At 72.1% G+C, this 24,986-nt stretch carries 23 protein-coding genes; 15 read left to right on the top strand and 8 right to left on the bottom strand.

Annotated elements, in window-relative coordinates; translation table 11 throughout:
* The first annotated feature begins 40 nt into the window (after window positions 1-40).
* The 7 genes from mce (at window position 41) to ACN6LM_RS05810 (ending at window position 9,629) form a co-directional block, all read left to right on the top strand.
* A complete protein-coding gene (mce, locus tag ACN6LM_RS05840) occupies window positions 41-469 on the top strand; it encodes a methylmalonyl-CoA epimerase (protein ID WP_445064179.1) in 429 nt (142 codons plus the stop codon).
* Window positions 470-601: 132 nt separating this feature from the next.
* On the top strand, window positions 602-4,399 hold the full coding sequence (scy, locus tag ACN6LM_RS05835; protein ID WP_445064178.1) for a polarized growth protein Scy: 3,798 nt from the start codon (window positions 602-604) through the stop codon (window positions 4,397-4,399).
* Between the two features lie 186 nt (window positions 4,400-4,585).
* Window positions 4,586-5,524: a cellulose-binding protein gene (locus ACN6LM_RS05830; protein WP_445064176.1), complete on the top strand. Its 939-nt coding sequence runs from the start codon at window positions 4,586-4,588 to the stop codon at window positions 5,522-5,524.
* A 76-nt stretch (window positions 5,525-5,600) separates the two neighbouring features.
* Window positions 5,601-6,590: an ATP-binding cassette domain-containing protein gene (locus ACN6LM_RS05825; protein ID WP_445064175.1), complete on the top strand. Its 990-nt coding sequence runs from the start codon at window positions 5,601-5,603 to the stop codon at window positions 6,588-6,590.
* 2 nt (window positions 6,591-6,592) lie between these two features.
* A complete protein-coding gene (locus tag ACN6LM_RS05820; protein ID WP_445064174.1) occupies window positions 6,593-7,372 on the top strand; it encodes an ABC transporter permease subunit in 780 nt (259 codons plus the stop codon).
* A 146-nt stretch (window positions 7,373-7,518) separates the two neighbouring features.
* A complete protein-coding gene (locus tag ACN6LM_RS05815; RefSeq protein WP_445064173.1) occupies window positions 7,519-8,766 on the top strand; it encodes an ABC transporter ATP-binding protein in 1,248 nt (415 codons plus the stop codon).
* The gene (locus ACN6LM_RS05810) at window positions 8,763-9,629 is read left to right on the top strand and encodes an ABC transporter permease (RefSeq protein ID WP_445064172.1); all 867 of its coding nucleotides are present in this window, start codon (window positions 8,763-8,765) and stop codon (window positions 9,627-9,629) included. Before ACN6LM_RS05815 ends, ACN6LM_RS05810 begins: the two co-directional genes overlap by 4 nt.
* A gap of 9 nt (window positions 9,630-9,638) precedes the next feature.
* Here the strand turns inward: ACN6LM_RS05810 and ACN6LM_RS05805 are convergent, their stop codons facing one another.
* Entirely contained in the window at window positions 9,639-9,968 is a 330-nt protein-coding gene (locus ACN6LM_RS05805; RefSeq protein WP_445064171.1) for an ATP/GTP-binding protein, read from the bottom strand.
* Between the two features lie 199 nt (window positions 9,969-10,167).
* On the opposite strand from ACN6LM_RS05805, the gene ACN6LM_RS05800 reads away from it, so the two are divergent.
* Complete coding sequence (locus ACN6LM_RS05800) at window positions 10,168-11,208, top strand: LLM class flavin-dependent oxidoreductase (RefSeq protein ID WP_445064170.1); 1,041 nt, start codon at window positions 10,168-10,170, stop codon at window positions 11,206-11,208.
* A gap of 99 nt (window positions 11,209-11,307) precedes the next feature.
* Here the strand turns inward: ACN6LM_RS05800 and ACN6LM_RS05795 are convergent, their stop codons facing one another.
* Entirely contained in the window at window positions 11,308-11,700 is a 393-nt protein-coding gene (locus ACN6LM_RS05795) for an SCO5389 family protein (RefSeq protein ID WP_018102614.1), read from the bottom strand.
* A gap of 266 nt (window positions 11,701-11,966) precedes the next feature.
* On the opposite strand from ACN6LM_RS05795, the gene nucS reads away from it, so the two are divergent.
* Complete coding sequence (gene nucS / locus ACN6LM_RS05790; RefSeq protein ID WP_018550058.1) at window positions 11,967-12,638, top strand: endonuclease NucS; 672 nt, start codon at window positions 11,967-11,969, stop codon at window positions 12,636-12,638.
* Window positions 12,639-12,714: 76 nt separating this feature from the next.
* Here nucS and ACN6LM_RS05785 read toward each other — a convergent pair whose 3' ends face one another.
* The 4 genes from ACN6LM_RS05785 to ACN6LM_RS05770 all read right to left on the bottom strand — a co-directional run bounded on the left by ACN6LM_RS05785 (window position 12,715) and on the right by ACN6LM_RS05770 (window position 17,608).
* Window positions 12,715-15,174, bottom strand: a complete 2,460-nt coding sequence (locus ACN6LM_RS05785) for an ATP-binding protein (protein WP_445064169.1) — start codon at window positions 15,172-15,174, stop codon at window positions 12,715-12,717.
* 246 nt (window positions 15,175-15,420) lie between these two features.
* Window positions 15,421-15,744 carry an STAS domain-containing protein gene (locus tag ACN6LM_RS05780; RefSeq protein WP_018102617.1) on the bottom strand — a complete coding sequence of 108 codons (324 nt, stop codon included), beginning with the start codon at window positions 15,742-15,744 and terminating at the stop codon, window positions 15,421-15,423.
* 238 nt (window positions 15,745-15,982) lie between these two features.
* Window positions 15,983-16,831: a 3-hydroxyacyl-CoA dehydrogenase family protein gene (locus ACN6LM_RS05775; RefSeq protein ID WP_445064168.1), complete on the bottom strand. Its 849-nt coding sequence runs from the start codon at window positions 16,829-16,831 to the stop codon at window positions 15,983-15,985.
* 135 nt (window positions 16,832-16,966) lie between these two features.
* On the bottom strand, window positions 16,967-17,608 hold the full coding sequence (locus ACN6LM_RS05770) for a TetR/AcrR family transcriptional regulator (protein ID WP_445064167.1): 642 nt from the start codon (window positions 17,606-17,608) through the stop codon (window positions 16,967-16,969).
* An 80-nt stretch (window positions 17,609-17,688) separates the two neighbouring features.
* Between ACN6LM_RS05770 and ACN6LM_RS05765 the strand changes: the two genes are divergently transcribed.
* The 3 genes from ACN6LM_RS05765 to ACN6LM_RS05755 are packed head-to-tail and all read left to right on the top strand — an operon-like array spanning window position 17,689 to window position 19,820.
* On the top strand, window positions 17,689-18,468 hold the full coding sequence (locus tag ACN6LM_RS05765) for an ABC transporter ATP-binding protein (RefSeq protein WP_445064166.1): 780 nt from the start codon (window positions 17,689-17,691) through the stop codon (window positions 18,466-18,468).
* Between the two features lie 16 nt (window positions 18,469-18,484).
* Entirely contained in the window at window positions 18,485-19,234 is a 750-nt protein-coding gene (locus tag ACN6LM_RS05760) for an ABC transporter permease (RefSeq protein WP_445064165.1), read from the top strand.
* Between the two features lie 13 nt (window positions 19,235-19,247).
* Window positions 19,248-19,820, top strand: coding sequence for a cob(I)yrinic acid a,c-diamide adenosyltransferase (locus tag ACN6LM_RS05755; RefSeq protein WP_445064164.1), 573 nt, complete (start codon window positions 19,248-19,250; stop codon window positions 19,818-19,820).
* Window positions 19,821-19,830: 10 nt separating this feature from the next.
* Here ACN6LM_RS05755 and ACN6LM_RS05750 read toward each other — a convergent pair whose 3' ends face one another.
* A complete protein-coding gene (locus tag ACN6LM_RS05750) occupies window positions 19,831-20,385 on the bottom strand; it encodes a hypothetical protein (RefSeq protein WP_445064163.1) in 555 nt (184 codons plus the stop codon).
* 94 nt (window positions 20,386-20,479) lie between these two features.
* Between ACN6LM_RS05750 and ACN6LM_RS05745 the strand changes: the two genes are divergently transcribed.
* From ACN6LM_RS05745 to ACN6LM_RS05735, 3 genes are all read left to right on the top strand, one after another.
* A complete protein-coding gene (locus ACN6LM_RS05745) occupies window positions 20,480-21,667 on the top strand; it encodes a sensor histidine kinase (RefSeq protein WP_445064162.1) in 1,188 nt (395 codons plus the stop codon).
* Window positions 21,664-22,314, top strand: a complete 651-nt coding sequence (locus ACN6LM_RS05740; protein ID WP_445064161.1) for a response regulator — start codon at window positions 21,664-21,666, stop codon at window positions 22,312-22,314. Before ACN6LM_RS05745 ends, ACN6LM_RS05740 begins: the two co-directional genes overlap by 4 nt.
* 180 nt (window positions 22,315-22,494) lie before the next feature.
* Window positions 22,495-24,378 (top strand): glycosyl hydrolase family 18 protein, encoded by a 1,884-nt coding sequence (locus tag ACN6LM_RS05735; protein ID WP_445064160.1) that lies wholly within the window; start codon window positions 22,495-22,497, stop codon window positions 24,376-24,378.
* 79 nt (window positions 24,379-24,457) lie between these two features.
* On the opposite strand, the gene ACN6LM_RS05730 is transcribed toward ACN6LM_RS05735, so the two are convergent.
* Entirely contained in the window at window positions 24,458-24,904 is a 447-nt protein-coding gene (locus tag ACN6LM_RS05730; RefSeq protein WP_445064203.1) for a DUF2550 domain-containing protein, read from the bottom strand.
* Window positions 24,905-24,986 lie beyond the last annotated feature (82 nt).

Below are 24,986 nucleotides of genomic sequence, written 5' to 3'. Positions count from 1 at the left end.
GCACGTTGCGTAACCATCCGGAGCGCGCTGCACTGGTACCATGCTGACGCGAATCGACCACATCGGAATCGCCTGTACCGACCTCGACGCGACCGTCGAGTTCTACCGCTCGACCTACGGGTTCGAGGTCTTCCACACCGAGGTCAACGAGGAGCAGGGCGTACGCGAGGCCATGCTCAAGATCAACGATACGTCCGACGGCGGCGCCTCGTACCTCCAGCTCCTGGAGCCCATCCGGGAGGACTCCGCCGTGGGCAAATGGCTGGCCAAGAACGGCGAGGGCGTCCACCACATCGCGTTCGGCACGGCCGACGTCGACGGGGACGCCGCGGACATCCGGGGGAAGGGGGTCAGGGTGCTGTACGACGAGCCCAGGACGGGTTCGATGGGGTCCAGGATCACCTTCCTCCACCCCAAGGACTGCCACGGCGTCCTCACCGAACTGGTCACGGCGAAGACGGAGCACTGACCCCAGCCATACCCGCCCGGTAGAGTGGGCTCTTCCGGGCCGGGGCCGGGTCGGGGGCGCGCCGCGTCCCCAGCCGTTGATCTGTCACCATTCCCCGAACGTTGAGAGCTCGGGGAAGGATGGGACCGCGCAGTGCGGGGCTACGAACGCCAGGAGAGCCACCGAGCTGAAGACGACCATCTCTCGCGGTTCGAGGCCGAGATGGACCGGCTCAGGACCGACCGGGAGAAGGCCGTCCAGCACGCCGAGGACCTCGGCTACCAGGTCGAGGTCCTGCGGGCCAAGCTGCACGAGGCACGGCGCAGTCTGGCGATGCGTCCCGCCTACGACAGCGCGGACATCGGCTACCAGGCGGAGCAGCTGCTCCGGAACGCCCAGATCCAGGCCGAGCAGCTGCGCAGCGACGCCGAGCGCGAGCTGCGCGACGCCCGCGCCCAGACGCAGCGCATCCTCCAGGAGCACGCCGAGCACCAGGCCCGCCTCCAGGCCGAGCTGCACAACGAGGCGGTGCAGCGCCGCCAGCAGCTCGACCAGGAGCTGGCGGAGCGCCGCCAGACCGTCGAGTCCCACGTCAACGAGAACGTCGCCTGGGCCGAGCAGCTGCGGGCCCGGACGGAGTCGCAGGCCCGCCGCCTGATGGAGGAGTCCCGGGCCGAGGCCGAGCAGGCGCTCGCCGCCGCCCGGGCCGAGGCCGCCCGGCTGGCCGAGGAGACGCGTCAGCGCATCGGCTCCGAGGCGGAGTCCGCCCGGACCGAGGCGGAGTCGATCCTGTCGCGCGCCCGCAAGGACGCCGAGCGGATGCTCGCCGCCGCCGCCGGCCAGGCCCAGGAGGCCACCAGCCACGCGGAGCAGCTGCGGCTGACGACGACCGCGGAGACCGAGCAGACCCGGCAGCGGACGACCGAGCTGAACCGGGCCGCCGAGCAGCGCATGCAGGAGGCCGAGACCGGGCTGCGCGAGGCGCGTCTGGAGGCCGAGAAGGTCCTCGCCGAGGCCAAGGAGGCCGCGGTCAAGCGGCTGGCGTCCGCCGAGTCGCAGAACGAGCAGCGCACCCGGACCGCCAAGACGGAGATCGCCCGGCTGGTCGGCGAGGCGACCAAGGAGTCCGAGACCCTCAAGGCGGAGGCCGAGCAGGCGCTCGCGGACGCCCGTGCCGAGGCCGAGCGGCTGCGCGCCGAGGCGGCCGAGGCCGCGCGCACCGCCGCCGCCGAGGACGCGGCGGCCCAGCTCGCGAAGGCGGCCCGGTCCGCCGAGGAGATCCTGACCAAGGCGTCCGAGGACGCGAAGGCGGCCACCCGGGCGGCGGGCGAGGAGGCCGAGCGCATCCGCCGCGAGGCCGAGGCCGAGGCGGACCGGCTGCGCGGCGAGGCGGCCGAGCAGGCCGACCAGCTCAAGGGCGCGGCCAAGGACGACACCAAGGAGTACCGGGCCAAGACGGTCGAGCTCCAGGAGGAGGCGCGCCGGCTGCGCGGCGAGGCCGAGCAACTGCGGGCCGAGGCGGTCGCGGAGGGCGAGCGGATCCGGGGCGAGGCCCGCCGCGAGGCCCTCCAGCAGATCGAGGAGGGCGCGAAGACCGCCGAGGAGCTGCTCGCGAAGGCCAAGGCCGACGCGGAGGAGCTGCGCGGCACCGCGACCGCCGAGGGCGAGCGGGTCCGGACCGAGGCCACGGAGCGGGCCGCCGTGCTGCGCAAGCAGGCGGAGGAGGCGCTCGACCGGGCCCGCGCCGAGGCGGAGCAGCTGCGCACGGAGGCCGAGGAGCAGGCCGAGGCGGCGCGGACCGCGGCGGACCGGGCGGCCTCGGCGCTGCGCGAGGAGACGGAGCTCGCGGTCGCGGCCCGGCAGTCGGAGGCGGCCGACGAGCTGGCCCGGCTGAAGGACGAGGCCGGGGCCCGGGTCGCCGCGGCCGAGCAGGCGCTCGGCGAGGCGCGTACGGAGGCGGAGCGCATCCGGCGCGAGGCCGCCGAGGAGTCCGAGCGGCTGCGCGCGGAGTCCGCCGAGCGGCTGCGGACGCTTCAGGAGCAGGTGGAGGCCGAGGCCCAGCGGCTGCGCGACGAGGCCGCGGCGGACGCCTCGCAGTCGCGTGCCGAGAGTGAGGCCGTCGCCATACGGCTGCGCACCGAGGCCGCCACCGAGGCGGAGCGGCTGCGGACCGAGGCGCAGGAGAGCGCCCACCGGATGCGGTCGGAGGCCGCCGCGGCGGCGGAGCGGGTGGGCACGGAGGCCGCCGAGGCGCTGGCCGCCGCCCAGGAGGAGGCGAACCGGCGCCGGCGCGAGGCCGAGGAGACGCTGGACGCGGCCCGTTCCGAGGCGAGCCAGGAGCGCGAGCGCGCCCGTGAGCAGAGCGAGGAGCTGCTGGCCTCCGCGCGCAAGCGGGTCGAGGAGGCGCAGGCCGAGGCGCAGCGTATGACCGGCGAGGCGGAGAGCCGGGCGGCCGAGCTGGTCGCGGCGGCCGAGCAGACCGCCCAGCAGGTGCGGGACGCGGTCAGCGGGCTCCAAGAGCAGGCCGAGGCGGAGATCGCCGGGCTGCGCTCGACGGCGGAGCATGTCGCGGAGCGGACGAAGTCGGAGGCCCAGGAGGAGGCCGACCGGCTGCGGGCCGACGCGCACGCCGAGCGGGAGCGGGCGGGCGAGGACGCCTCGCGCATCCGCCAGGTGGCCAAGGAGGAGACGGACGCCGCGAAGGCGATGGCGGAGCGTACGGTCTCCGAGGCGATCGCGGAGTCCGAGCGGATGCGGGCCGACACCTCCGAGTACAGCCAGCGGATGCGCACCGAGGCCTCGGACGCGCTGGCGTCCGCCGAGCAGGACGCGGCGCGCAGCCGGGCGGAGGCCCGCGAGGACGCCAACCGGATGCGGACCGAGGCGGCGGCCCAGGCCGACCTGCTGGTGTCCGAGGCGACCGCCGAGGCCGAACGGCTGCGCACGGAGGCGGAGCGCCAGGCGGCCCGGACCGTGGACGAGGCGGCGGGCGACGCGGAGCGGATGCGGGCGGAGGCTTCGGCCACCGTGGGCTCCGCCCAGGAGCACGCGGCGCGCACCCGGGAGGAGTCGGAGCGGCTGCGGGCGGACGCGGAGGCGGCCGCCGAGCAGATGCGGGCCGAGGCGCGCCAGGAGGCGGACCGGCTGCTCGACGAGGCGCGCGAGGCGGCTTCGAAGCGCCGGGCGGACGCGGCGGAGCAGGCGGACCAGCTCATCGCCAAGGCCCAGGAGGAGGCGCTGCGCGCGGCCACGGAGGCCGAGGAGCAGGCCGACGCGATGGTCGGCGCGGCGCGCAAGGAGGCCGTGCGGATCACCTCCGAGGCGACGGTCGAGGGCAATGCGATGGTGGAGCGGGCCCGGACGGACGCGGACGAGCTGCTGGTCGGCGCACGCCGGGACGCCACGCAGATCCGGGAGCGGGCCGAGGAGCTGAAGACCCGCGCGGAGACCGAGGTCCAGGAGCTGCACGACCGGGCGCGCCGGGAGACGGCCGAGCAGGTCAAGACGGTCGGCGAGCGCGTCGACAAGCTGATGAAGGCCGCCACCGAGCAGCGCGAGGAGGCCGCGGAGAAGTCCAAGGAGCTGCTGGCGGACGCCAACTCGGAGGCGAGCAAGGTCAGGATCGCCGCCGTGAAGCGGGCCGAGTCGCTGCTGAAGGAGGCCGAGCAGAAGAAGGCCAGTCTGGTGCGCGAGGCCGAGAAGCTGCGGGCGGACGCCGAGGCCGAGGCCAAGCGGATGGTGGACGAGGGCCGGCGCGAGCTGGAGGTCCTGGTGCGCCGGCGCGAGGACATCAACACGGAGATCTCCCGTGTCCAGGATGTGCTGGAGGCGTTGGAGTCTTTCGAGACCCCCGCTGCGGGCGGTAAGGGCGGGGGCTCCGCACCGGCCGGCGGTGTCAAGGCCGGTGCCGCGGCGGGCACTCGATCGAGTGGCAAGCAGTCCGATGGGTAGCCGACGGGCCGTCGCCCGTGGTTGCCCATGGACCGTCCTCCCTCCGAGTGGCAAGGGGTAGAGGGTGTTCGCCACTCAAAAGGGGTGTCATTCTCCAGATCAAACCGGCATCTACTCGATGACACGCCGTTTCGGCCCCTAGGATTCCCTCTATCACCTCACCGGTCTCACTTCGACAGGAACCCCATGAGTGACCCTTCCTCCCCCTTCGGCTTCGAACTCGTGCGGCGTGGTTACGACCGCGGTCAGGTGGATGACCGCATTACCAAGCTCGTCGCCGACCGTGATAGTGCTCTCGCCCGCATCACATCGCTGGAAAAGCGCATCGAGGAACTGCACCTCGAAACGCAGAACGCCCAGGCCCAGGTGAACGACGCGGAGCCGTCGTACGCGGGTCTCGGCGCGCGTGTGGAGAAGATCCTCCGCCTGGCCGAGGAGGAGGCGAAGGACCTGCGCGAGGAGGCCCGTCGCGCCGCCGAGCAGCACCGCGAGCTCGCCGAGTCCGCCGCCCAGCAGGTGCGCAACGACGCCGAGACGTTCGCCGCCGAGCGCAAGGCCAAGGCCGAGGACGACGGCGTCCGCATCGTCGACAAGGCCAAGGGTGAGGCCACCGCGCTGCGCACCGACGCGCAGAAGGACGCGGCGCAGAAGCGGGAGGAGGCCGACGCCCTCTTCGAGGAGACCCGCGCCAAGGCCGCCCAGGCCGCCGCGGACTTCGAGACCAACCTCGCCAAGCGCCGCGACCAGTCGGAGCGCGACCTCGCGTCCCGCCAGGCCAAGGCCGAGAAGCGCCTCGCCGAGATCGAGCACCGCGCCGAGCAGCTTCGTCTGGAGGCCGAGAAGCTGCGTACGGACGCCGAGCGCCGGGCCCGCCAGACGGTGGAGACCGCGCAGCGCCAGTCCGAGGACATCGTGGCGGACGCCAACGCGAAGGCCGACCGCATCCGCAGCGAGTCGGAGCGCGAGCTCGCGGCCCTCACCAACCGCCGCGACTCGATCAACGCGCAGCTGACCAACGTCCGCGAGATGCTGGCGACGCTGACCGGTGCGGCGGTGGCCGCCGCCGGCACCCCCGCCGACGAGGAGCCCGCCTCGCGCGGTGTCCCGGCCCAGCAGACGCGCTGATTCCGCTTGCCGTACCCGCGTGCCCGGTTCCGCCCTTGTGGTGGCGCCGGGCACGCGGCCGTTCTAGCGTGAACGCATGATCGAGCTCGATGGCCTCACGAAGCGGTACGGGAACAAGGTCGCCGTCGACCAGTTGTCGTGCGTGATCAAACCGGGAATGGTGACGGGTTTTCTGGGCCCCAACGGGGCGGGCAAGTCCACCACGATGCGGATGATGCTCGATCTCGACAACCCGACCAGCGGTTCCGTGCGGATCGACGGCAAGCACTACCGCGAACTCGAGGAGCCGCTGAAGTACATCGGGGCTCTCCTGGACGCCAAGGCGATGCACGGCGGGCGCAGCGCGTACAACAACCTGCTCTGTCTGGCGCAGAGCAACCGCATTCCCGAACAGCGGGTGGCGGAGGTGCTGGAGACCGTGGGCCTGACCGCGGTGGCGAGGAAGAAGTCCAAGGGGTTCTCGCTCGGCATGGGCCAGCGCCTGGGCATCGCGTCGGCGCTGCTCGGTGATCCCCGGATCCTGATGTTCGACGAGCCGGTCAACGGCCTCGACCCCGAGGGCATCCACTGGATCCGCAACCTGATGAAGACGCTCGCCGCGCAGGGCCGGACGATCTTCGTCTCCTCGCACCTGATGAGCGAGATGGCGCTGACCGCCGACCATCTGATCGTGATCGGCCAGGGCAGGCTGCTCGCGGACACGTCGATGGCCGGCTTCATCCAGGAGAACTCCCGCAGTTACGTCCGGCTGCGCTCCCCGCAGCAGGAGCGGCTGCGCGATGTGCTGCACCAGGAGGGCGTCGTCGCCGTCGAGGCGGAGGGCGGTGTGCTGGAGGTGGACGGCGCCACCACCGAGGACCTGGGCGAGCTGGCCGCCCGGCACGCGATCACGCTGCACGAGCTGAGCGCCCAGCGGGCGTCGCTGGAGGAGGCGTTCATGCAGATGACGGCGGGCGCGGTCGAGTACCACGCGCACTCGGGGCCGGGCGGCGGCGCACCACCGCCCGAGGGCCAGGGGTGGGGCGAGGGCTGGGTCCAGCGGCCCGGCGGCGGAGAGGGGGCGTGACGATGGCTTCGGTCCCCGCGGTCCTGACCTCCGAATGGACCAAGATCCGCACGGTCTCCTCCACCACCTGGACGCTGATCGCGGCGTTCGTGGTCACCGTGGCGATGGGCGCGGCCCTGTGCGCGGTGATGAACGCGCAGTTCGACGACCTCAAGCCGGAGGAGCGGATCACCTTCGACCCCACGTTCATCAGCTTCTCCGGGATGATCCTCGGCCAGCTGGCGATGGTGGTGTTCGGGGTGCTCGTCGTCGGTACGGAGTACAGCTCCGGCATGATCCGCACCTCGCTGGCGGCCGTGCCGCGGCGGGCGACGTTCCTGTTCAGCAAGATGCTGGTGGCCGGGGTCCTCGCGCTGGTGGTCGGTCTGGTCACCAGCTTCGTCACGTTCTTCCTGGGCCAGGCGCTGCTGGGCGACCACGGGACGGACATCGGCGCGGACAACGTGCTGCGCGCGGTCGTCGGCGGCGGCCTCTACATGGGCCTGATCGCGCTGTTCTCCATGGGGGTGGCGGCGATGCTGCGCAGCTCCATGCTGTCGCTGGGCATCCTGATGCCGTTCTTCTTCCTGGTCTCGCAGATCCTCTCGGCGGTGCCGGGCGCCAAGAAGGTCGCCCAGTACTTCCCGGACCAGGCCGGCCGCAAGATCATGCAGGTGGTGCCGGACGCGATGAACAGCGACCCGGCGCCGTACGGGCCCTGGGCCGGCCTGCTGATCATGGTGGGCTGGGTGGCGGCCGCGGTGCTCGGCGGCTTCCTCGTACTCAAGAAGCGGGACGCCTGAGAGCCAGTGCGCAGGGGCGGCCCGGGACTCACCCCCGTAACGGCTTGGGCGGAACCGTCAAGGCGTGGATATCCTCCTAACTCTTACGGGGGCGTACGGCCGGACGGCGTGTGCCCCGACGACAGATAAGTCGATGGGGCTGGAGCATGATCGAGGCAGTCGGCCTGACCAAGCGCTATGGCGCGAAGACGGCCGTGTACAACCTTTCCTTCCAGGTGCGGCCGGGTGCCGTCACCGGGTTCCTCGGTCCCAACGGGTCCGGCAAGTCGACCACCATGCGCATGATCCTCGGCCTGGACCGGCCGACGGCCGGCCGGGTCACCATCGGCGGCCACGAGTTCCGGAACCTGCCGAACGCGCCCCGCCAGGTCGGCGCCCTGCTCGACGCCAAGGCGGTGCACGGCGGGCGCAGCGCCCACAACCACCTGCTCTCGCTCGCCCAGCTGGCCGGCATCCCGGAGGCCCGGGTGGACGAGGTGCTGGGCGTCGTCGGCCTCCGGGAAGTGGCCCGTAAACGCTCCAAGGGTTTCTCGCTGGGCATGGGGCAGCGTCTGGGCATCGCGGCGGCGCTGCTCGGTGACCCGCAGGTGCTGCTGTTCGACGAGCCGGTCAACGGCCTCGACCCGGAGGGCATCCTCTGGGTCCGCAATCTGATGAAGATGCTGGCGTCCGAGGGCCGCACGGTCTTCGTCTCCTCGCACCTGATGAGCGAGATGGCCCTCACCGCCGACCACCTGATCGTGATCGGGCGCGGCCAGCTGATGGCCGACATGAGCGTGAAGGACTTCATCTCGGCCAACTCGGCCGACTTCGCCCGGGTCCGCGTCCCGGACGAGACGCCGGAGCAGCGGGAGAAGCTGACCACCACACTCACCGAGGCGGGCGGCCGGGTCCTGTCGGAGCCGGACGGCGCTCTGCGCGTCACCGGTCTGGCGCTCCCCCGGATCAGCGACCTGGCCCATGAGTCGGACGTCCGGCTGTGGGAGCTCTCGCCGCACCAGGCGTCGCTGGAGGAGGCGTACATGCGGATGACGCAGGGCGCCGTGGACTACCGTTCGACGGTCGACCAGCGGGCCCACCTCCAGCAGCAGCCGCCGCATCCCGGCTACGGGCAGCAGCCGGGGTACGCCCCGCCGCCGCAGCAGCCCGCGCCGGACGTGCCGCAGCAGGGCTGGTACGCCCCGCCGCCGCCCGGACAGAACCCGTACGCGGCCGTCGCGCCGGCCCAGACGCCCGCGCCCGCGGCCCAGGCGCCGGCGCCCCCGGCCCAGACGCCCGCGCCCCCGGCCCAGGCCCCGGCGCCCGCCGCCCCCGCTCCCGCCCCGGCGGCGCCCGCCGAGGCCCCCGCCCCCGCAGACCTGACCAAGCGCGAGACCAGCGAGGACCCCCGATGACCACGCCGCCGACGCCGCAGGCGCCGTACCAGCAGCCCGCGCCGCAGCAGGCGTACCCGCAGCCGCAGGGGTACTACACCTCGCCGATCCCGCAGCGCCCCGCGACGCTCGGGGACGCGATCGCCTCGGAGTGGACCAAGATCCGGTCCGTCCGCTCGACCATGTGGACGCTCGGCGTCATGACCGCGCTGCTGCTGGTCATCGGGGTGCTCGCGGCCGTCGCCGTCTCCGCGTCCGACGCGGAGCTGAACGACACCCCGGTCCTGAGCCTCGGCTTCTTCGGGGTGCTGCTCGGCACGATCTGCGTGATCACGCTCGGCGTGATGACGATCGCGTCGGAGTACGGCACCGGCATGATCCGTACGACGCTGACGGCCTGCCCGAGCCGGGGCCGGGTGCTCGGCGCCAAGGCGCTCGTCTTCTTCCTGCTCACCTTCGTCCTCACCACGGTGATGACGTCCGTGGTCGCCCTGATCCAGTCGTCCATGCTGGACGGGGCGTCGCCGAGCGGCGAGGAGTGGCTGCGCGCCACGGTCGGCGTCGGGCTCTACGTGGCGACGCTGGGGCTGCTGGCGCTCGCGGTCGGCGCGCTGATCCGGCACTCGGCCGGGGCGATCACGCTGATGATCGGCGTGGTGCTGCTGCCGCTCGTGCTGGCCATCTTCATGTTCGCGTCGTCGCTTTCGACGCTCCAGGAGAAGCTGCTGGAGTACTCGATCCCCAACCAGCTGAGCGTCTTCTACGACAACTCGGTCACGTCGTCCGGAGGCCCGTCCGGCTGGGAGCCGCTGTGGATCATCCTCGGTGTGACGGCGGTCGCCATGGGCGGGGCGTACCTGTCGATGAACCAGCGCGACGTCTGAGGCCGCGCTCTAATAACGCGGCGCGTTCCGGGACCGCTGCACCTTCGTGGTGCGGCGGTCCCTCGCGTTCCAGCAGGCTTTGTGCCAGTGCCTGCGGTCGTCGACCCCGCTGTACTCGGACCAGGCCACCAGATGCGGCACTCCGGACGGGATCTCCTGGTCGCAGCCGGGGCAGCGGTAGCGCTTTCCGGCCGCGCTCGCGCCGCTGACCGGGCGCACCGACCACTCCTCGCCCCGCCACTCCTCCGTACGCCCTCCCCCGCCGTACCGGTCGCCCGACTCGCTCGCGCTGTCGTTGCGGCTCTCGCCGCCTCGGGGGCGGTTGCGGCGCGGGGACACGTTTTCACCTCACGGAACGGGCTGGGCAGGTGTCATCCAGCCTAGGGCCAATCGGGCGGGGTACCCGCCGTTCATGGCCCGGGGCGCGACGGGTTACCGGAAAATCGCAACAACTCCGTGCCGGACCGTGCCTTTGGCACGTGTCAGACGTTGTTGCCAGTAGGGGAGAGCCGCGTCGGCCGCAAGGAGGCAATTGGCGATGCGTGTCGGAACGTTCGTACTGGCGGCCCAGTTTCCGGGCCAGGGACCGGGGGAAGCGCTGCACCGCGCCATCCGGTCCGCCGAGGTCGCCGAGGAGTCCGGGCTCGACTCGGTCTGGCTGGCCGAACATCACTTCGTGCCGTACGGGGTGTGCCCGTCCGCCGTCACCCTGGCCGCGCAGCTGCTCGGCCGGACCCGCCGCATCCGCGTCGGTACGGCGGTGAGCGTGCTGCCCACGCAGCACCCGGTGGCACTCGGCGAGCAGGCCGCGCTGCTCCATCTGACCAGCGGCGGCCGGTTCAGCCTCGGGGTCGGCCGGGGCGGGCCGTGGGTGGACCTGGAGGTGTTCGGCGGCGGCCTGGAGGCGTACGAGAAGGGGTTCCCGGAGTCCCTGGGGCTCCTGCTCGACTGGCTGCGCGAGCCGCGCGTGGCGGGCCGGGGCGAGCGGTACGGCTTCCGCGAGGTCGCGGTCGTCCCCCGGGCCGACGAGCTGATCGGCGCGGACGGCGCCGAGGGGGCCGGTCCGGAGGTGATCGTCGCCTGCACCTCGCGCCGGACCGTGGAGCTCGCCGCCGACCGGGGCCTGCCGATGCTGCTCGGCATGCACTGCGGTGACCAGGACAAGGCGGAGATGGTGGCGCTCTGGCGGTCCCGCGCGCTGGCGGCCGGCCATGCGCCGGAGAAGGTGCGTGGGGCGGGGCATGTGTCGGCCGGGGTCGCCCAGATCGCCGACCGCACCGAGGACGCCGTCGAGACGCTGGTGAAGGCGATGCCGGGCTGGCTGCGCCAGGGGCTGGACGCGCATGTGACGGTGGACGGCCGGCACCGCGTGATGCGGGACCCCGTCGGGTACGCGGAACTGCTGTGCGGCCTTCATCCCGTGGGCACGCCGGAGCTCGCGGCCGAGCGCCTCGCCGTCACCGCCGAGCGCACGGGCATCACCCGCTTCGCGCTCCTGGTGGAGGGTTCCGGAGATCTCGTCGCCACGGAGGAGAACGTAGCGCGGCTGGGCACGGAGGTACGGCCACTCCTCGAATGACCCCCGCGCACGGCCGAAGGGGTGTACGGCGGCGTGCGCACGGAGCCGCCGCCCCGGACCAGTTGCACCTCCCGCGGCCCGGAACGGCGGCTGAAGCGTTCAGCAGTCCCGTAGTTCGGGCGACTGGTTGAGCAACTGGCCCCTCACCGAGGTGAACTTGGCCAGTCGGTCGTCGACCGAGGCGTCCAGCGGGAACACCGCGACGCGGTGGCAGTTCTGGAATGCGAGACGCACCCCGAAGTGCCGCTGCAGCGCTCCGCGTATCGCATCACTCGCGAGCGCGCGCAGCAGCTGACCACGTGCCTGCTCATTGGGCGGCGGCGTCTGGTTGTCGGCGAACTCCCCACCGTCGACCTTCAGCTGAGCCACCAACGAGCTGATCATCTCCCATGCGTAGGGCAGGGAGGTCCGGACGCAGTCGACGAAGTCGGCTTCGTCGACCTCGCCTCGCTCGGCCTGTTCCAACAGAGCCGGTGAGACGTCGAGCGACATGGGTTCTCCTCTCGCGGCCCCAGCGGATTACCGGAGCCTTACGGGCAGGGAAGAAGGCCGACGACGACGCAGCGTGCACGCACGGCGACCTCCCGCTTCCACGGTAAGGGCGCAGTCCAGGCCGCACCAGGAGATTGGGAACACAACCGGCCAATAACGAAGGGGTTCAAAGAGGGGCAAGACAGAAAGCGTCAACTCCGGAAGGGACGGGAGTGACGCATGGGTGAATCGCGCCGGGCCCTCGTTGTCGAGTAGCGTTGCCGACCATGCGTCTCGTCATCGCCCGCTGCTCCGTGGATTACGCGGGCCGGCTCACGGCCCACCTGCCCTCCGCTCCCCGCCTCATCCTGGTGAAGGCGGACGGGAGCGTGTCGATTCACGCCGACGACAGGGCGTACAAACCGCTCAACTGGATGTCGCCGCCCTGCACTCTGAAGGAGGGCAGCGGCGACACCGAGGGCGTCTGGACCGTGGTGAACAAGGCGGGCGAAAAACTGATCATCACTATGGAGGAAATCCTCCACGACTCAAGCCATGAACTGGGCGTCGATCCGGGGCTGATCAAGGACGGCGTCGAGGCGCACCTCCAGGAACTGCTCGCGGACCGCATCGAGACCCTGGGCGAGGGCTACACGCTGATCCGCCGCGAGTACTTCACGGCCATCGGCCCGGTCGACATCCTGTGCCGCGACGCGGACGGGCAGACGGTGGCCGTCGAGCTGAAGCGGCGCGGCGACATCGACGGCGTCGAGCAGCTGACGCGTTACCTGGAACTCCTCAACCGCGACCCGCACCTGGCCCCGGTCAAGGGCATCTTCGCCGCCCAGGAGATCAAGCCGCAGGCCCGCGTCCTGGCCACGGACCGCGGCATCGGCTGCGTGGTCCTGGACTACGACGCGATGCGCGGCATCGAGGACGACAAGCTGCGCTTGTTCTGAGCGGTGGGCGGGCTCCTCAAGCCCGTCCGGCGGTTGAGGACGGAACCCTCGGGCCGGGGAGCGGCGCCGTCGCGGACTACGCCCCCGACGGGCTGTCGCTCGCCTGCTCCGGCGTATCCGGCTTCGTGGGCGGCTCTTCCGGGTCCGGTTCCTCCGGGGTCGGGGAGTCCGTCCCGGTCTCCGTCGGCGTAGGAGTGGTGGCCGTCTTCGTGGGCGTCGGCGAGGCCGACGTGGGCTTCGGCGACGACTCCGTCGCGCGGGGCGACGACGGCGACCCCGGGGACGACGGCGTGTCCGGCGCCGAGGACGTCGCCGAGGGCGATACCCCGTCGGCCGGCGCCGTCCCGCTCCCCGTGGGCCCGGGCGTCACCGACGCCGACGCCGACGCCGACGAGGACGCGGACCCCGAAGGCGCCCCGCTCGTGGACGGCCCGTCCGCCGGCTCCCCGGTCTCCACATCCGCGTCGTAGACGCCGTCGTCGTCCGGCACCTCCTGCTCGGTCGACGTACCGGCCCCGCCCTGCGGGTCGCTGCTCGACGTCAGGCCGAGCGTCACCACGGTGCCGAGGACTCCGGCCAGCAGCACCCCGGCCCCGGCGGCGACCAGGTTGCGCCGGGCCCCGCCGATGAGGGCCAGCGGCCCGCCCCTCGCCGCACCCTTGCCGCCGCCCGCCGCAGGCGCGAGCACCGTCACCGGCTCCTGCCGGGGCACCACGGCGGTGTCGGCGAACGCGCTCGTCATCGAGACCGGGACGACGGTGGGCACCCCCAGCGGCGGCGACGCGGCGAACGCCCCGTCCTCCGCCGCCACCGGCCCGCCCCCGGCCCGGTCCTCGACCAGGGCGAGGGCACGCCGCCCGGACACCGCGCCGCTCTTGTCGGCGAGCGCCCCGCGCATGCTGATGGCGGTCTCCAGCTCGGCCCTGGCCCGGTCGGGGTGACCGGTGCAGAGCGCGAGGACGCCCAACTCGTGGTGGAAGTACGCCTCTTCCGCGACCTCACCGGCGAGCCGGCCGGCCTCCTGGCCGATCCGCAGGGCCCGCTCCCAGGCCCCCCAGTGCAGCCCGGCCGCGAAGGCGGGCGCCGCGCTGCGGGCGAGGAGCACGGCGGTGCTCGTCCCTCCGGCCCCCTCCCCCGGCACCAGCCGGCCCATCGCGGCGATGATCGCGTCGGCCTCGGCGGTCGCCCGCTCGGGGGTGACCGAGGGGTGCCCGGTCCACCAGGCGTAGTGCTGGGCGGCGGTGCGGGCCCGCTCGGCGGCGCCGTCCTCGTAGCCGGCGGCCGTCAGCTGGGCCAGGACCCCGGCGGCCAGCCGGTAACGGGAGCCGGACGGGGAGAGCAGCCCGCAGCCGGCCAGCTCGCCGAGGGCGGCGTCGGCATGGGTGTCCCCGACGAGCGCGGGCAGATGGGCCTGGTGCGGCACCTCACCGCCGAGGGCCACCGCGAACCGCAGCGTGTCACGGGCGGCGTCGCTCAGCCGGGAGGCGAGCAGGGCCGCGGGCGCCGCGCCCTCGCCGAGGCTGGGCAGCGGCACATCGGACTCCCCGGCCGCCTCGGGCGCGGGCGGCGCGTCGGCGGGCCGGTTCTCCAGATAGCCGTACTCGTCGTACACGCCGGCGTCGGTGCGCAGCTGGTCGCGCTGGCGCAGCAGCGCACCGGCCTGGACGAAGCGCAGGGGCAGGCCCTCGGACTCGAACCAGAGGTCTCCGGCCCAGTTGGCCTCCTCCTCGGTGAGCTGCCGTTCGACCACCCGGCCCATCAGGTCCGCGGAGGTGGCGCGGTCGAGGCCGGTGAGGAAGACCTCTTCGAGGGCGGAGTCGGCGTGGGGCGCGGGGGCCTCGGGCGTCGCGGCGAGCAGGAAGGCGCACTCGGGGGTCGCGTCGAGCAGTTCGTCCAGGGCGGCGCCGCCGAGCTCCAGGTCGTCCAGGACGACGACGGCGCCGGTGGAGCGCAGCGTCTCCAGCAGGAGCGCCCGGTCCGGCCGGTGCAGGGGGGCGTCGTGGACGGCGTCGAAGAGCGCGTACAGCAGGTCGGTGGTGGTGCGCTTGTGGCCGCTGAGTCGGACGACCCCGTCGGGCGCGAAGTCCGCGCAGTCGGCGGCGACGGCGTCGAGCAGGGCGGTACGGCCGGAACCCGCCGGTCCGGTGAGCCGGACGGAGCGGCCGCGGGCGAGGAGGCGGGTCAGCCGTTCGCGTTCCTCGTCGCGCCGCAGCAGCGGCAGCCGGGGGACGGGCGGGCCGGGCGGCACGGGGGGCGCCGCGGCGCGGGCGCGGGCGGTGCGCTCCGCGGGGGTGCGGCGCACGGGGGCGGCGGGCCGCTCACCGGGCGGGCACGGCTCGACCTCGCTGCCGTCGACGGGGTTGACGGTGAGCGTCAGGTCGCCGGCGACCAGGGTGACCATCCGGGCCTGCTGCGGTGTTTGCTGACCGAAATCCGGGGTCAGCGGATCGCGCGAAGGGCGGCGCCGGCCGGCCTCCTCGGAGAAGTCCCTGCTGTCATCGCCGAACTCTTCCGGCCCCCGGTGTATCGGGTCCATCGCCAAAGCCCCCAAGACGCGTCGAGCGCGGTTGTCCCTCCCGGCCTCGCACGTCCAGATGCCGCCCACGGTCCGGTGTCCGCCGGGTCGGGTCCGTCAATCGGCAGACGGCCGAACCCTAAACCTTCGCACAGTATCCACGACCATCCGGGGTGGCGCGCCGCCCCGAGATCACGGTCTCGTGAGGATTGTGTGCCTTCTCGCCGTACGGTCACCGAGGGGGCACGGGGTGTCCCCGTACGCCCTTCAGACGCGGGGCAGGGACTCCGCCGCGATCCCGCCCTCGATGGCGAGGATGCGGTGCAGCCGGGTGGCCACCAGCAGGCGTTGCATCTGCGGAGGCACGCCGCGCAGCACGAGGCGCCGTCCGGCGCGCCCGGCCCTGCGGTGTGCGCCCATGATGACGCCCAGCCCGGTGGCGTCCCACGAATCCAGCTCGGTCAGGTCGAGCACCAGATCGCCGACGCCGTCGTCCAGGGCCGAGTGCAGGACCGTACGGGCGTCCGCCGCGCTTCGGACGTCGAGGCGGCCCCCGACGACCAGCTCGGCGTGGTCGCCCCTGATGTGCATATGCGCTCCCCTGGAATGCTCCGTGGCCCGGTCCGTCTGTCCGAAACTGTCTCTGCCCCAACTGACTGTGCCAGCGACAGGGTAGTTGCCGTCTGTAAGCGAACCGATACCGAATTCACTCCGCAGAGTGATGCGGGACGGCCGCGAACGCTGATGGATCCGGTGGGTCCGGACGGCGTTCCCCCGAACGGCACCCGGCCAGGCTGACAGCGAATCAGCCGGACCGGACCGAAAATGATCAGTAGGTGTAGAAGCCCTGCCCGCTCTTGCGCCCGATGTCACCTGCATCGACCATCCGGCGCATCAGCTCCGGGGCGGCGAACTTCTCGTCCTGCGACTCGGTGTAGATGTTGTTCGTGGCGTGCAGCAGGATGTCGACGCCGGTGAGGTCCGCGGTCGCGAGCGGACCCATCGCGTGGCCGAAACCGAGCTTGCACGCGACATCGATGTCCTCGGCCGTGGCGACGCCCGACTCGTACAGCTTGGCGGCCTCGACCACGAGCGCCGAGATCAGCCGGGTGGTGACGAAGCCGGCCACGTCGCGGTTGACGACGATGCAGGTCTTGCCGACGGACTCGGCGAACTCGCGCGCGGCGGCGAGGGTTTCGTCGCTGGTCTTGTAGCCGCGTACGAGTTCGCAGAGCTGCATCATCGGAACCGGCGAGAAGAAGTGGACGCCGACCACGCGCTCCGGGCGCTCCGTCACGGCCGCGATCTTGGTGATCGGGATGGCGGAGGTGTTGGAGGCGAGCACGGTGTCGTCCCGGACGATCTTGTCGAGCGACCGGAAGATCTCGTGCTTCACCTCCAGCTTCTCGAAGACGGCCTCGACCACGATGTCCGCGTCGGCGACGGCGTCGAGGTCGGTGGTCGTGGTGATCCGGCCGAGCGCGGCCTCGGCGTCGGCGGCGTCCAGCCTGCCCTTGGAGACGAACCTGTCGAAGGAGCCCTTGATGCCGTCGCGGCCTCGGGTCAGGGCCTCGTCGGTGACGTCGCGCAGCACCACGTCCCAGCCGGCCTGCGCGGAGACCTGCGCGATGCCGGACCCCATGAGTCCGGCTCCGATGACGGCGAGCTTCCTGGCCACGTTGGCACCCCTCTGTACATGTTGTCGCTGGTTCTGGTCCATGCCCTTCGGCGGAGGTTAGTACCCGGGGCGGGCGCTGGGGCCGCGAAGAGATGCGCGTCACGTCTCAAATGACGGACATCACACCGGGGGGCGTCATTCGGCGGCGCGCCGGGCGTAGTTGAGCACCCTTTCGCCCAGCAGGTCCTCGATGTCGTCCAGCAGGACGAGCGCGTCCCGGGACACCTCGGCGGGCTTGCCGCCCGCCACCATCTCCTGCCCGATGTACGCCATGAGCGTGCTGTGGACCCAGGAGAGCTGACCGGCCACCAGGACCGGCGTGCGGTCCCCCGCCCCGGCGGCGCTCTCCTCCAGGAGGGTGGCCTCCAGGTGCCGCGCGGCCTCCTGCTGGATGTGCCAGAGGCGGGCCTTGAGGCTGTCGGCCTCCTCGATGACCCCCATGAAGCGCGCGTACCCCTCCATCAGACCGACGGTGGGCGACACGCTCTCGACCTGGACGCGCAGCTCCCGCAGCACGGCGTCGGCGGCGGACTCGCCCCTGTCGCGGCCCCTGACGTACCGCGAGAGGCGCTCCACGACCCCCGCGCTCCGGTCCAGGAACAGGTCCTCCTTGGCGGGAAAGTAGTTGTACACGGTGTTGACCGAGACGTCGGCGGCGTGGGCGATCTCGGCGATCGTCACCGCGTCGAAGCCCCGCTCCAGGAACAGGCCGGTGGCCACGTCCGAGAGGTGCTGCCTGGTCTGCCGCTTCTTGCGCTCCCTGAGTCCCTCAGCCATGGGTCCATCGTAGATCGCCTGGGGTTCCTTTAAATTTGGAGTCATTGCATTTTTGCAGTGACTCTGTTTTCGTGGGGCGCATGACCATCATCAGTACGTCCGGGCTCGCCCGGACCTTCACGGGCACGTCCGGCCCCGTCGAGGCCGTCCGCTGCCTCGACCTGACCGTCGCGGCCGGCGAGATCGTCGGCCTGCTCGGCCCCAACGGCGCAGGCAAGACGACCACCCTGCGCATGCTCACCACGCTGCTCGCCCCCACCGGCGGCGCGGCCACCGTCGCCGGCCGCGACCTGGTCGCCGACCCGGCGGGTGTACGCGCGCAGTGCGGTTACGTCGCCCAGTCGGGCGGGGTCGACCCGCACACCACCGTGCGGGAGGAGCTGGTCACCCAGGGCCGGATGTACCGGCTCGGCAAGGCGGCGGCGGTCGCCCGGGCCGTCGAACTCGCCGGGGAACTGGGCCTGTCGGACCTGCTCGACCGGCGGACCACGACCCTCTCCGGCGGCCAGCGCCGCCGCCTGGACATCGCCATGGGGCTCACCCACCGTCCGGCCGTGCTCTTCCTGGACGAGCCGACCACCGGGCTCGACCCGGGCAGCCGCGCCGACCTCTGGGACCTGGTGCGCCGCCTGCGCGACGCGCACGGCACCACCGTGGTGCTCACCACGCACTACCTGGACGAGGCGGACGCGCTGGCCGACCGGCTCGTCGTCGTCGACGGCGGCCTGGTGGCGGCGGAGGGCACCCCGGCCGCCCTCAGGACCCGGTACGCGGGTTCGCCCGACGCCACGCTCCAGGACGCCTTCCTGGCCCTCACCGGACGCACCCCCGCCGCCGACACCGCTCCCCTCGCGGTCTGATCCCCTCAGGAACGCCATGCTGCTGCACGACACCGCGCTGATCTTCGGGCGTTACGCCCGCCAGACCCTGCGCTCCAGGTTCCAGATCCTCTTCGGCATCCTGATGCCCCTGCTCTACCTGCTCTTCTTCGGCCCGCTGCTCACCGGGCTGCCGCTCGGCGGGGACACCGATTCCTGGCAGATCCTGGTGCCCGGCCTGCTGCTCCAGCTCGGCCTGTTCGGCGCCTCGTTCGCCGGATTCGGCCTCATCATCGACAAGTCGACCGGGGTGGTCGAGCGGATGCGGGTGACCCCGGTGAGCCGGGCGGCGCTGCTGCTGGGGCGGGTGCTGCGGGACGCGCTGCTGTTCGTGTTCCAGGCGGTGCTGCTGGTGCTCGTCGCCGTACTGATGGGGCTGCGGGCACCGCTGGCCGGGGTGCTGATCGGCTTCGCCTTCGTCGGCCTGCTGACCGTCTCACTGGCCTCGCTCTCGTACGCGCTCGCGATGCGGGTCTCGACGCCGCAGGAGTTCGGGCCCGTCGTCAACTCGCTCACCATGCCCGCCATGCTGCTGTCCGGCCTGATGCTGCCGATGACACTCGGCCCGAAGTGGCTGGACGTCCTCTCGCACTTCACGCCGTTCCGCTACCTGGTGGACGCGGTACGGGACGCGTACGCGGGCTCGTACGCCACCGCGCACATGCTGTACGGGGTCCTGGTCGCCCTGGGCTTCGCGGCGTCGGCCGTGACGGTGGGCACAGGTGTCTTCCGGAAGGCCGGGGCCTAACTAGGCTGGCCGCATGGTCAATCTGACGCGCATCTACACCCGTACCGGCGACACCGGCACCACCGCCCTCGGCGACATGAGCCGCACCGCCAAGACCGATATGCGGATCTCCGCCTACGCCGACGCCAACGAGGCCAACGCGGTCATCGGCACCGCGATCGCCCTCGGGCAGCTGGACGCGGACGTCGTGAAGGTCCTCGTCCGCGTCCAGAACGACCTGTTCGACGTGGGCGCGGACCTGTCCACGCCGGTGGTCGAGGACCCGAAGTACCCGCCGCTGCGGGTGGAGCAGTCGTACGTCGACAAGCTGGAGGCCGACTGCGACCACTACCTGGAGCAGGTGGAGAAGCTCCGCAGCTTCATCCTTCCGGGCGGCACGCCGGGCGCCGCGCTGCTCCACCAGGCGTGCACCGTGGTCCGCCGCGCCGAGCGCTCCACCTGGGCCGCGATGGAGGTGCACGGCGAGGTGATGAACGCGCTGACGGCGACCTACCTCAACCGCCTCTCGGACCTGCTGTTCATCCTGGCCCGGGTGGCGAACAAGGAGGTCGGCGACGTGCTGTGGGTGCCGGGCGGAGAGCGCTGAGCGACGCGGCTCAGCGTACGGCCGGGTCCTTGCGGGGCTCCTTCTTCGGGAACAGCGTGTAGCTCGCCGCGATCACCAGGTTGATCCCGATCACCAGCAGCATCGTCCGCTGCCAGGACCGCAGCGAGCTCACGTCCCCGTCACCGCCCACGTACCGGACGGCCGCCTGGAGCAGGGCCAGCGCGGTGGCGGCGGCCACGGTCCAGCGGGCGGCGGTCTTCCACTCGTACACCGCCCGCGCCTTCCCGTACTTCGGCGGCTTCACCGGCGGCGGGCCACCGGCGAACCGGTGGGCGACGCGGGCGTCGGCCCACTTGATGGTCGAGTGCCCGAGGCCGACCGTGAAGCCGATGTACACCGCGGCGAGCCCGTGCTTCCAGTCCGGCTCGGCGCCGTTCTTCAGGTCCACGGCGGTCACCGCGAGCAGGACGAGTTCCAGCACCGGCTCGCACAGCAGCACCGCGGCGCCCAGGCGCGGCCTGCGCGCCCCGTAGCGCAGCGCCAGGCCGGCGGCCAGCAGCACCCAGAAGGCGATCTCGCAGGCGACGATCAATGTGACGATCACGGGTCCGCTCCTTTTCGCTCCCTTCCAGCCTGGCCGCCGCGCGGGCCAGGATCGTCGGCCCAGGTGACGAAACCCGACTGCATACTTCGATGTAGTGCCGACTTCCTCCCTGCCCCGCCCGCACCGCGACGACGTGCTCATCGCGGCCCTCGGGCTGCTCGGCGGGCTGGTCCTCTGGCTGCTCGACCTCTACATGCGGACCGGTGACGTCCTTGGGGACACGCGCCTCCCGCTGGTCCCGCTCGTCGTGATGTCGGCGGCGGAGCTGCTGCGCAGGGCCTCGCCGCGCACCGCTCTGGGCGTCGGCACCGTCGCACTCCTCGCGGACCAGTGCACCCACGGCAATCTGGCCACCGTGGCGATGTACACCGACGTCATGTACGCCGCGGTGCTCTACGGAAGCCCGACGGCCGCCCGCCGCATCCCGGTGGCCACCTTCCTGGTCTCCCTCGTCGTCACCATCGGCTCGCTCGCCTGGTTCCGCAGCCCCGAGGCCCTGCTCACCGGCATCGTCACCGCCCTCGTCGTCTTCGTGCCCGCCCTCACCGGGGTCAGCGTCCGCAACCACCGGGACGCCGCCGAGGCAGCCCGGCTGCGCGCCGACCAGACCGCCCTGCTCGCCGAGATGGACCGCACCCAGGCGGTCACCGCCGAGCGGGCCCGGATGGCGCGCGAGCTGCACGACCTGGTCGCCAACCACCTGTCCGCGATCGCGATCCACTCCACCGCCGCGCTCTCCATCGGCGACCCGGAGACCTCCCGCACCGCCCTCGGGGTGATCCGGGAGAACAGCGTCGAGGGTCTGGCCGAAATGCGCCGCCTGATCGGGCTCCTGCGGACCGGGGCGGCCGATCCGGAGCCGAGCAGTTCGCCGACGCTCGGCTCGCTGGACGCGCTGATCGAGCAGCACCGGGCCGCCGCTGCGGACGGCGGGCTGACCTGCGTCCTGGAGGACACCAGGACGGGCTCCGAGCCCCTGCCGGCGCCCGTCGAGCTCGCCGCGTACCGCATCGTGCAGGAGTCCCTCACCAACGCGCTCAAGCACGCGGCGCCGGGCCGGGTCGCGGTGCGGCTCGGGCAGGCGGGGCGGCGGCTGACGGTGGAGGTGGACAGCGTGCTCGGCGGCGGGCCGGGGCCGCGCGCGCCGGGGTCGGGGGCCGGTCTGGTGGGGATGCGGGAACGGGCGGCGCTGCTCGGCGGGGAGTTCGCGGCGGGGCCGGAGGACGGGATCTGGCGGGTACGGGCGGAGCTGCCCGTGGACGAGGGAGAAGTGGGTTCATGACGATCCGAGTACTGGTCGCGGAGGACCAGACGGCGGTACGGGCGGGTCTGGTGCTCATCCTGGGCAGCGCGCCGGACATCGAGGTCGTCGGGGAGGCCGGGGACGGCGAGGAGGCGGTGCGGCTGGCCCGGGAGCTGCGGCCGGACCTGGTGCTGATGGACGTGCAGATGCCGCGTCTGGACGGCGTTTCGGCCACCCGCCAGGTGACCGGCGAGGGGCTGGCGGACGTGCTGGTGCTGACCACGTTCGACCTGGACGCGTACGTGTTCGGGGCGCTGCGGGCGGGGGCCTCCGGGTTCCTGCTGAAGGACACCGAGGCGGCGGGGCTTCTCGACGCGGTGCGCACGGTGGCGCGCGGCGAGGGGCTGATCGCACCGGCCGTGACGCGGCGGCTGATCGCGGAGTTCGCGGGGGCCACCGCCGTACGGGCCGTGGAGGCCCCGGACGCCTCGGTGCTGGAGGCGCTGACCCGGCGGGAGCGCGAGGTGCTCGGGTGCCTCGGCGAGGGGTTGTCGAACGCGGAGATCGCCGACCGGCTCTCCATGGCCGAGGCGACGGCGAAGACGCACGTCAGCCGGTTGCTGGGGAAGCTGGGGCTGCGCAGCCGAGTCCAGGCGGCCGTGCTGGCACAGGAGTTGGGCGTCTGAGGTTTATTCGCGGACGGCCGTGATCTTTGGTCTGGACCTCTTGACGATTGGTCCAGACCTTCTTAATCTCACCGAACACACACTGCGGTGAACCTGCCATGACAAAAGCGGGTTCAGGGCGGCGCAGGGTTGCAGTTCACGGACCACCCCGTATGTCCGGACCTCACCCGAGGAGCACCGTTGAGCACTGAGACCCCCCGCCGGACCCGATTCAGACTCGGGTCCGGTCGAGCCACCAGAACCAGAGCCGTCGCGGGCCTTTCCGCGCTGCTCCTTCCCCTCGCCGCCATGGTCGGCTTGGCCTCCCCCGCCGAGGCGGCGACCTCCGCCACGGCCACGTACCTCAAGAAGTCCGACTGGGGCACCGGATTCGAGGGCCAGTGGACGGTGAAGAACACCGGCACCACCTCCCTCAGCTCCTGGACCATCGAGTGGGACTTCCCCAGCGGCACGGCGGTCGGCTCCGCCTGGGACGCCACCGTCACCCACACGGGCAACCACTGGACCGCCAAGAACGTCGGCTGGAACGGCACCGTCGCACCCGGCGCCAGCGTCTCCTTCGGCTTCAACGGCACCGGCTCCGGGGGCGGCGCCGCCGCCAACTGCACGCTGAACGGCGCCTCCTGCGACGGCGGCCCCACGGTTCCCGGCGACAACGCCCCCTCGGCGCCGGGCACCCCCACGGCGAGCGGCATCACCGACACCTCGGTGAAGCTCAGCTGGACCGCGGCCACCGACGACAAGGGCGTCAAGAACTACGACGTCCTGCGGGACGGCGCGGTCGTCGCCACGGTCACCGGCACCACGTACACGAACACCGGCCTCACCGCGGGCACGGACTACTCGTACAGCGTGCGGGCGCGGGACACGGCCGACCAGACCGGTCCGGTCAGCGGCGCGGTCAAGGTCCACACCACCGGCGGCGGTGACGACGGCGGCAACGAGACCGGCGACAAGGTCAACCTCGGCTACTTCGCCGAGTGGGGTGTCTACGGACGCAACTACCACGTCAAGAACCTGGACACGTCCGGTTCGGCCGCGAAGATCACGCACATCAACTACGCCTTCGGCAACGTCCAGGGCGGCAAGTGCACCATCGGCGACTCCTACGCCGACTACGACAAGGCGTACACCGCCGACCAGTCCGTCGACGGCGTCGCCGACACCTGGGACCAGCCGCTGCGCGGCAGCTTCAACCAGCTGCGCAAGCTGAAGGCGAAGTACCCCCACATCAAGGTGCTGTGGTCCTTCGGCGGCTGGACCTGGTCCGGCGGCTTCGGCCAGGCGGCCCAGAACCCGGCCGCGTTCGCCGACTCCTGCTACAGCCTGATCGAGGACCCGCGCTGGGCCGATGTCTTCGACGGCATCGACATCGACTGGGAGTACCCCAACGCCTGCGGCCTGACCTGTGACACCAGCGGCCCGGACGCGCTGAAGAAGCTCACCTCGGCGCTGCGCACCAAGTTCGGCAAGGACTACCTGGTCACCGCCGCCATCACGGCGGACGGCTCCCAGGGCGGCAAGATCGACCTGGCGGACTACGCCGGCGCCGCGCAGTCCCTCAACTGGTACAACGTGATGACGTACGACTTCTTCGGCGCCTGGGACGCGAAGGGCCCGACCGCCCCGCACTCCCCGCTGAACTCGTACTCCGGCATCCCGATCGCCGGCTTCAACTCCGCCGACGCCATCGCCAAGCTGAAGACCCAGGGCGTACCCGCGTCCAAGCTGCTGCTCGGCATCGGCTTCTACGGCCGCGGCTGGACCGGCGTCACCCAGGACGCGCCCGGCGGCACCGCCACCGGCGCCGCCCCGGGCACGTACGAGGCGGGCATCGAGGACTACAAGGTCCTCAAGAACACCTGCCCGACGACCGGCACGATTGCCGGCACCGCGTACGCCCACTGCGGCACCAACTGGTGGAGCTACGACACCCCGGCCACCATCAAGTCCAAGATGGCCTGGGCGAAGAGCCAGGGCCTGGGAGGCGCGTTCTTCTGGGAGTTCAGCGGGGACACCAGCAACGGTGAACTCGTGAGCGCGATGAACACCGGCCTCAAGTAACCCGAGGCCCGGCCCCCGAAAGACGCCGGGGAGACAGGTCCGCCCCCTGTCTCCCCGGTTTTCGCATGCGGTACGCGGCTCAGGCCACGTTGACCCGCTGGCCGGGCGGGGCCGCCTCCAGCCAGGCGAGGAAGCCGGTCAGCGCGTCCTCGCTCATCGCCAGCTCCAGGCGGATGCCCCGGTGGAGGCAGCCGAGCACGATCGCGTCGGAGAGCAGCGCCAGCTCCTCCTCGCCCTCCGGCATCCGGCGGGCCACGACCTCGATCGCGGAGCGCTCAAGGACCCGGCGCGGACGCGGCGAGTAGCTGAAGACCCGGAACCAGTTCACCTTGTCGCCGCTGTACCGGGCGACGCCGTACACCCAGCCCTTGCCCGACAGGTCCGGTTCCTCGGATACGTTCCACCGGAGGCTGCAGTCGAAGGTCCCGCCGGAGCGCTGAATCAGCCGCCGGCGCAGACCGAAGACGAAGAGCCCCAGCGCGACCAGTGCGACGACCAGTCCGCCCACCCACAGCGCGAGGTACATCTCCACCGACCTCCTCGCGTCGTCGAGTGAACGGATTACCGTCCGTACGTCATCTGCATCCGCATCGCCTCAGCCGCGACAC

The organism is Streptomyces sp. SAS_281 (assembly GCF_052542855.1).
The sequence above is the reverse complement of the archived record's forward strand: the minus strand, read 5'-3'. Positions and strand labels throughout refer to the sequence as shown.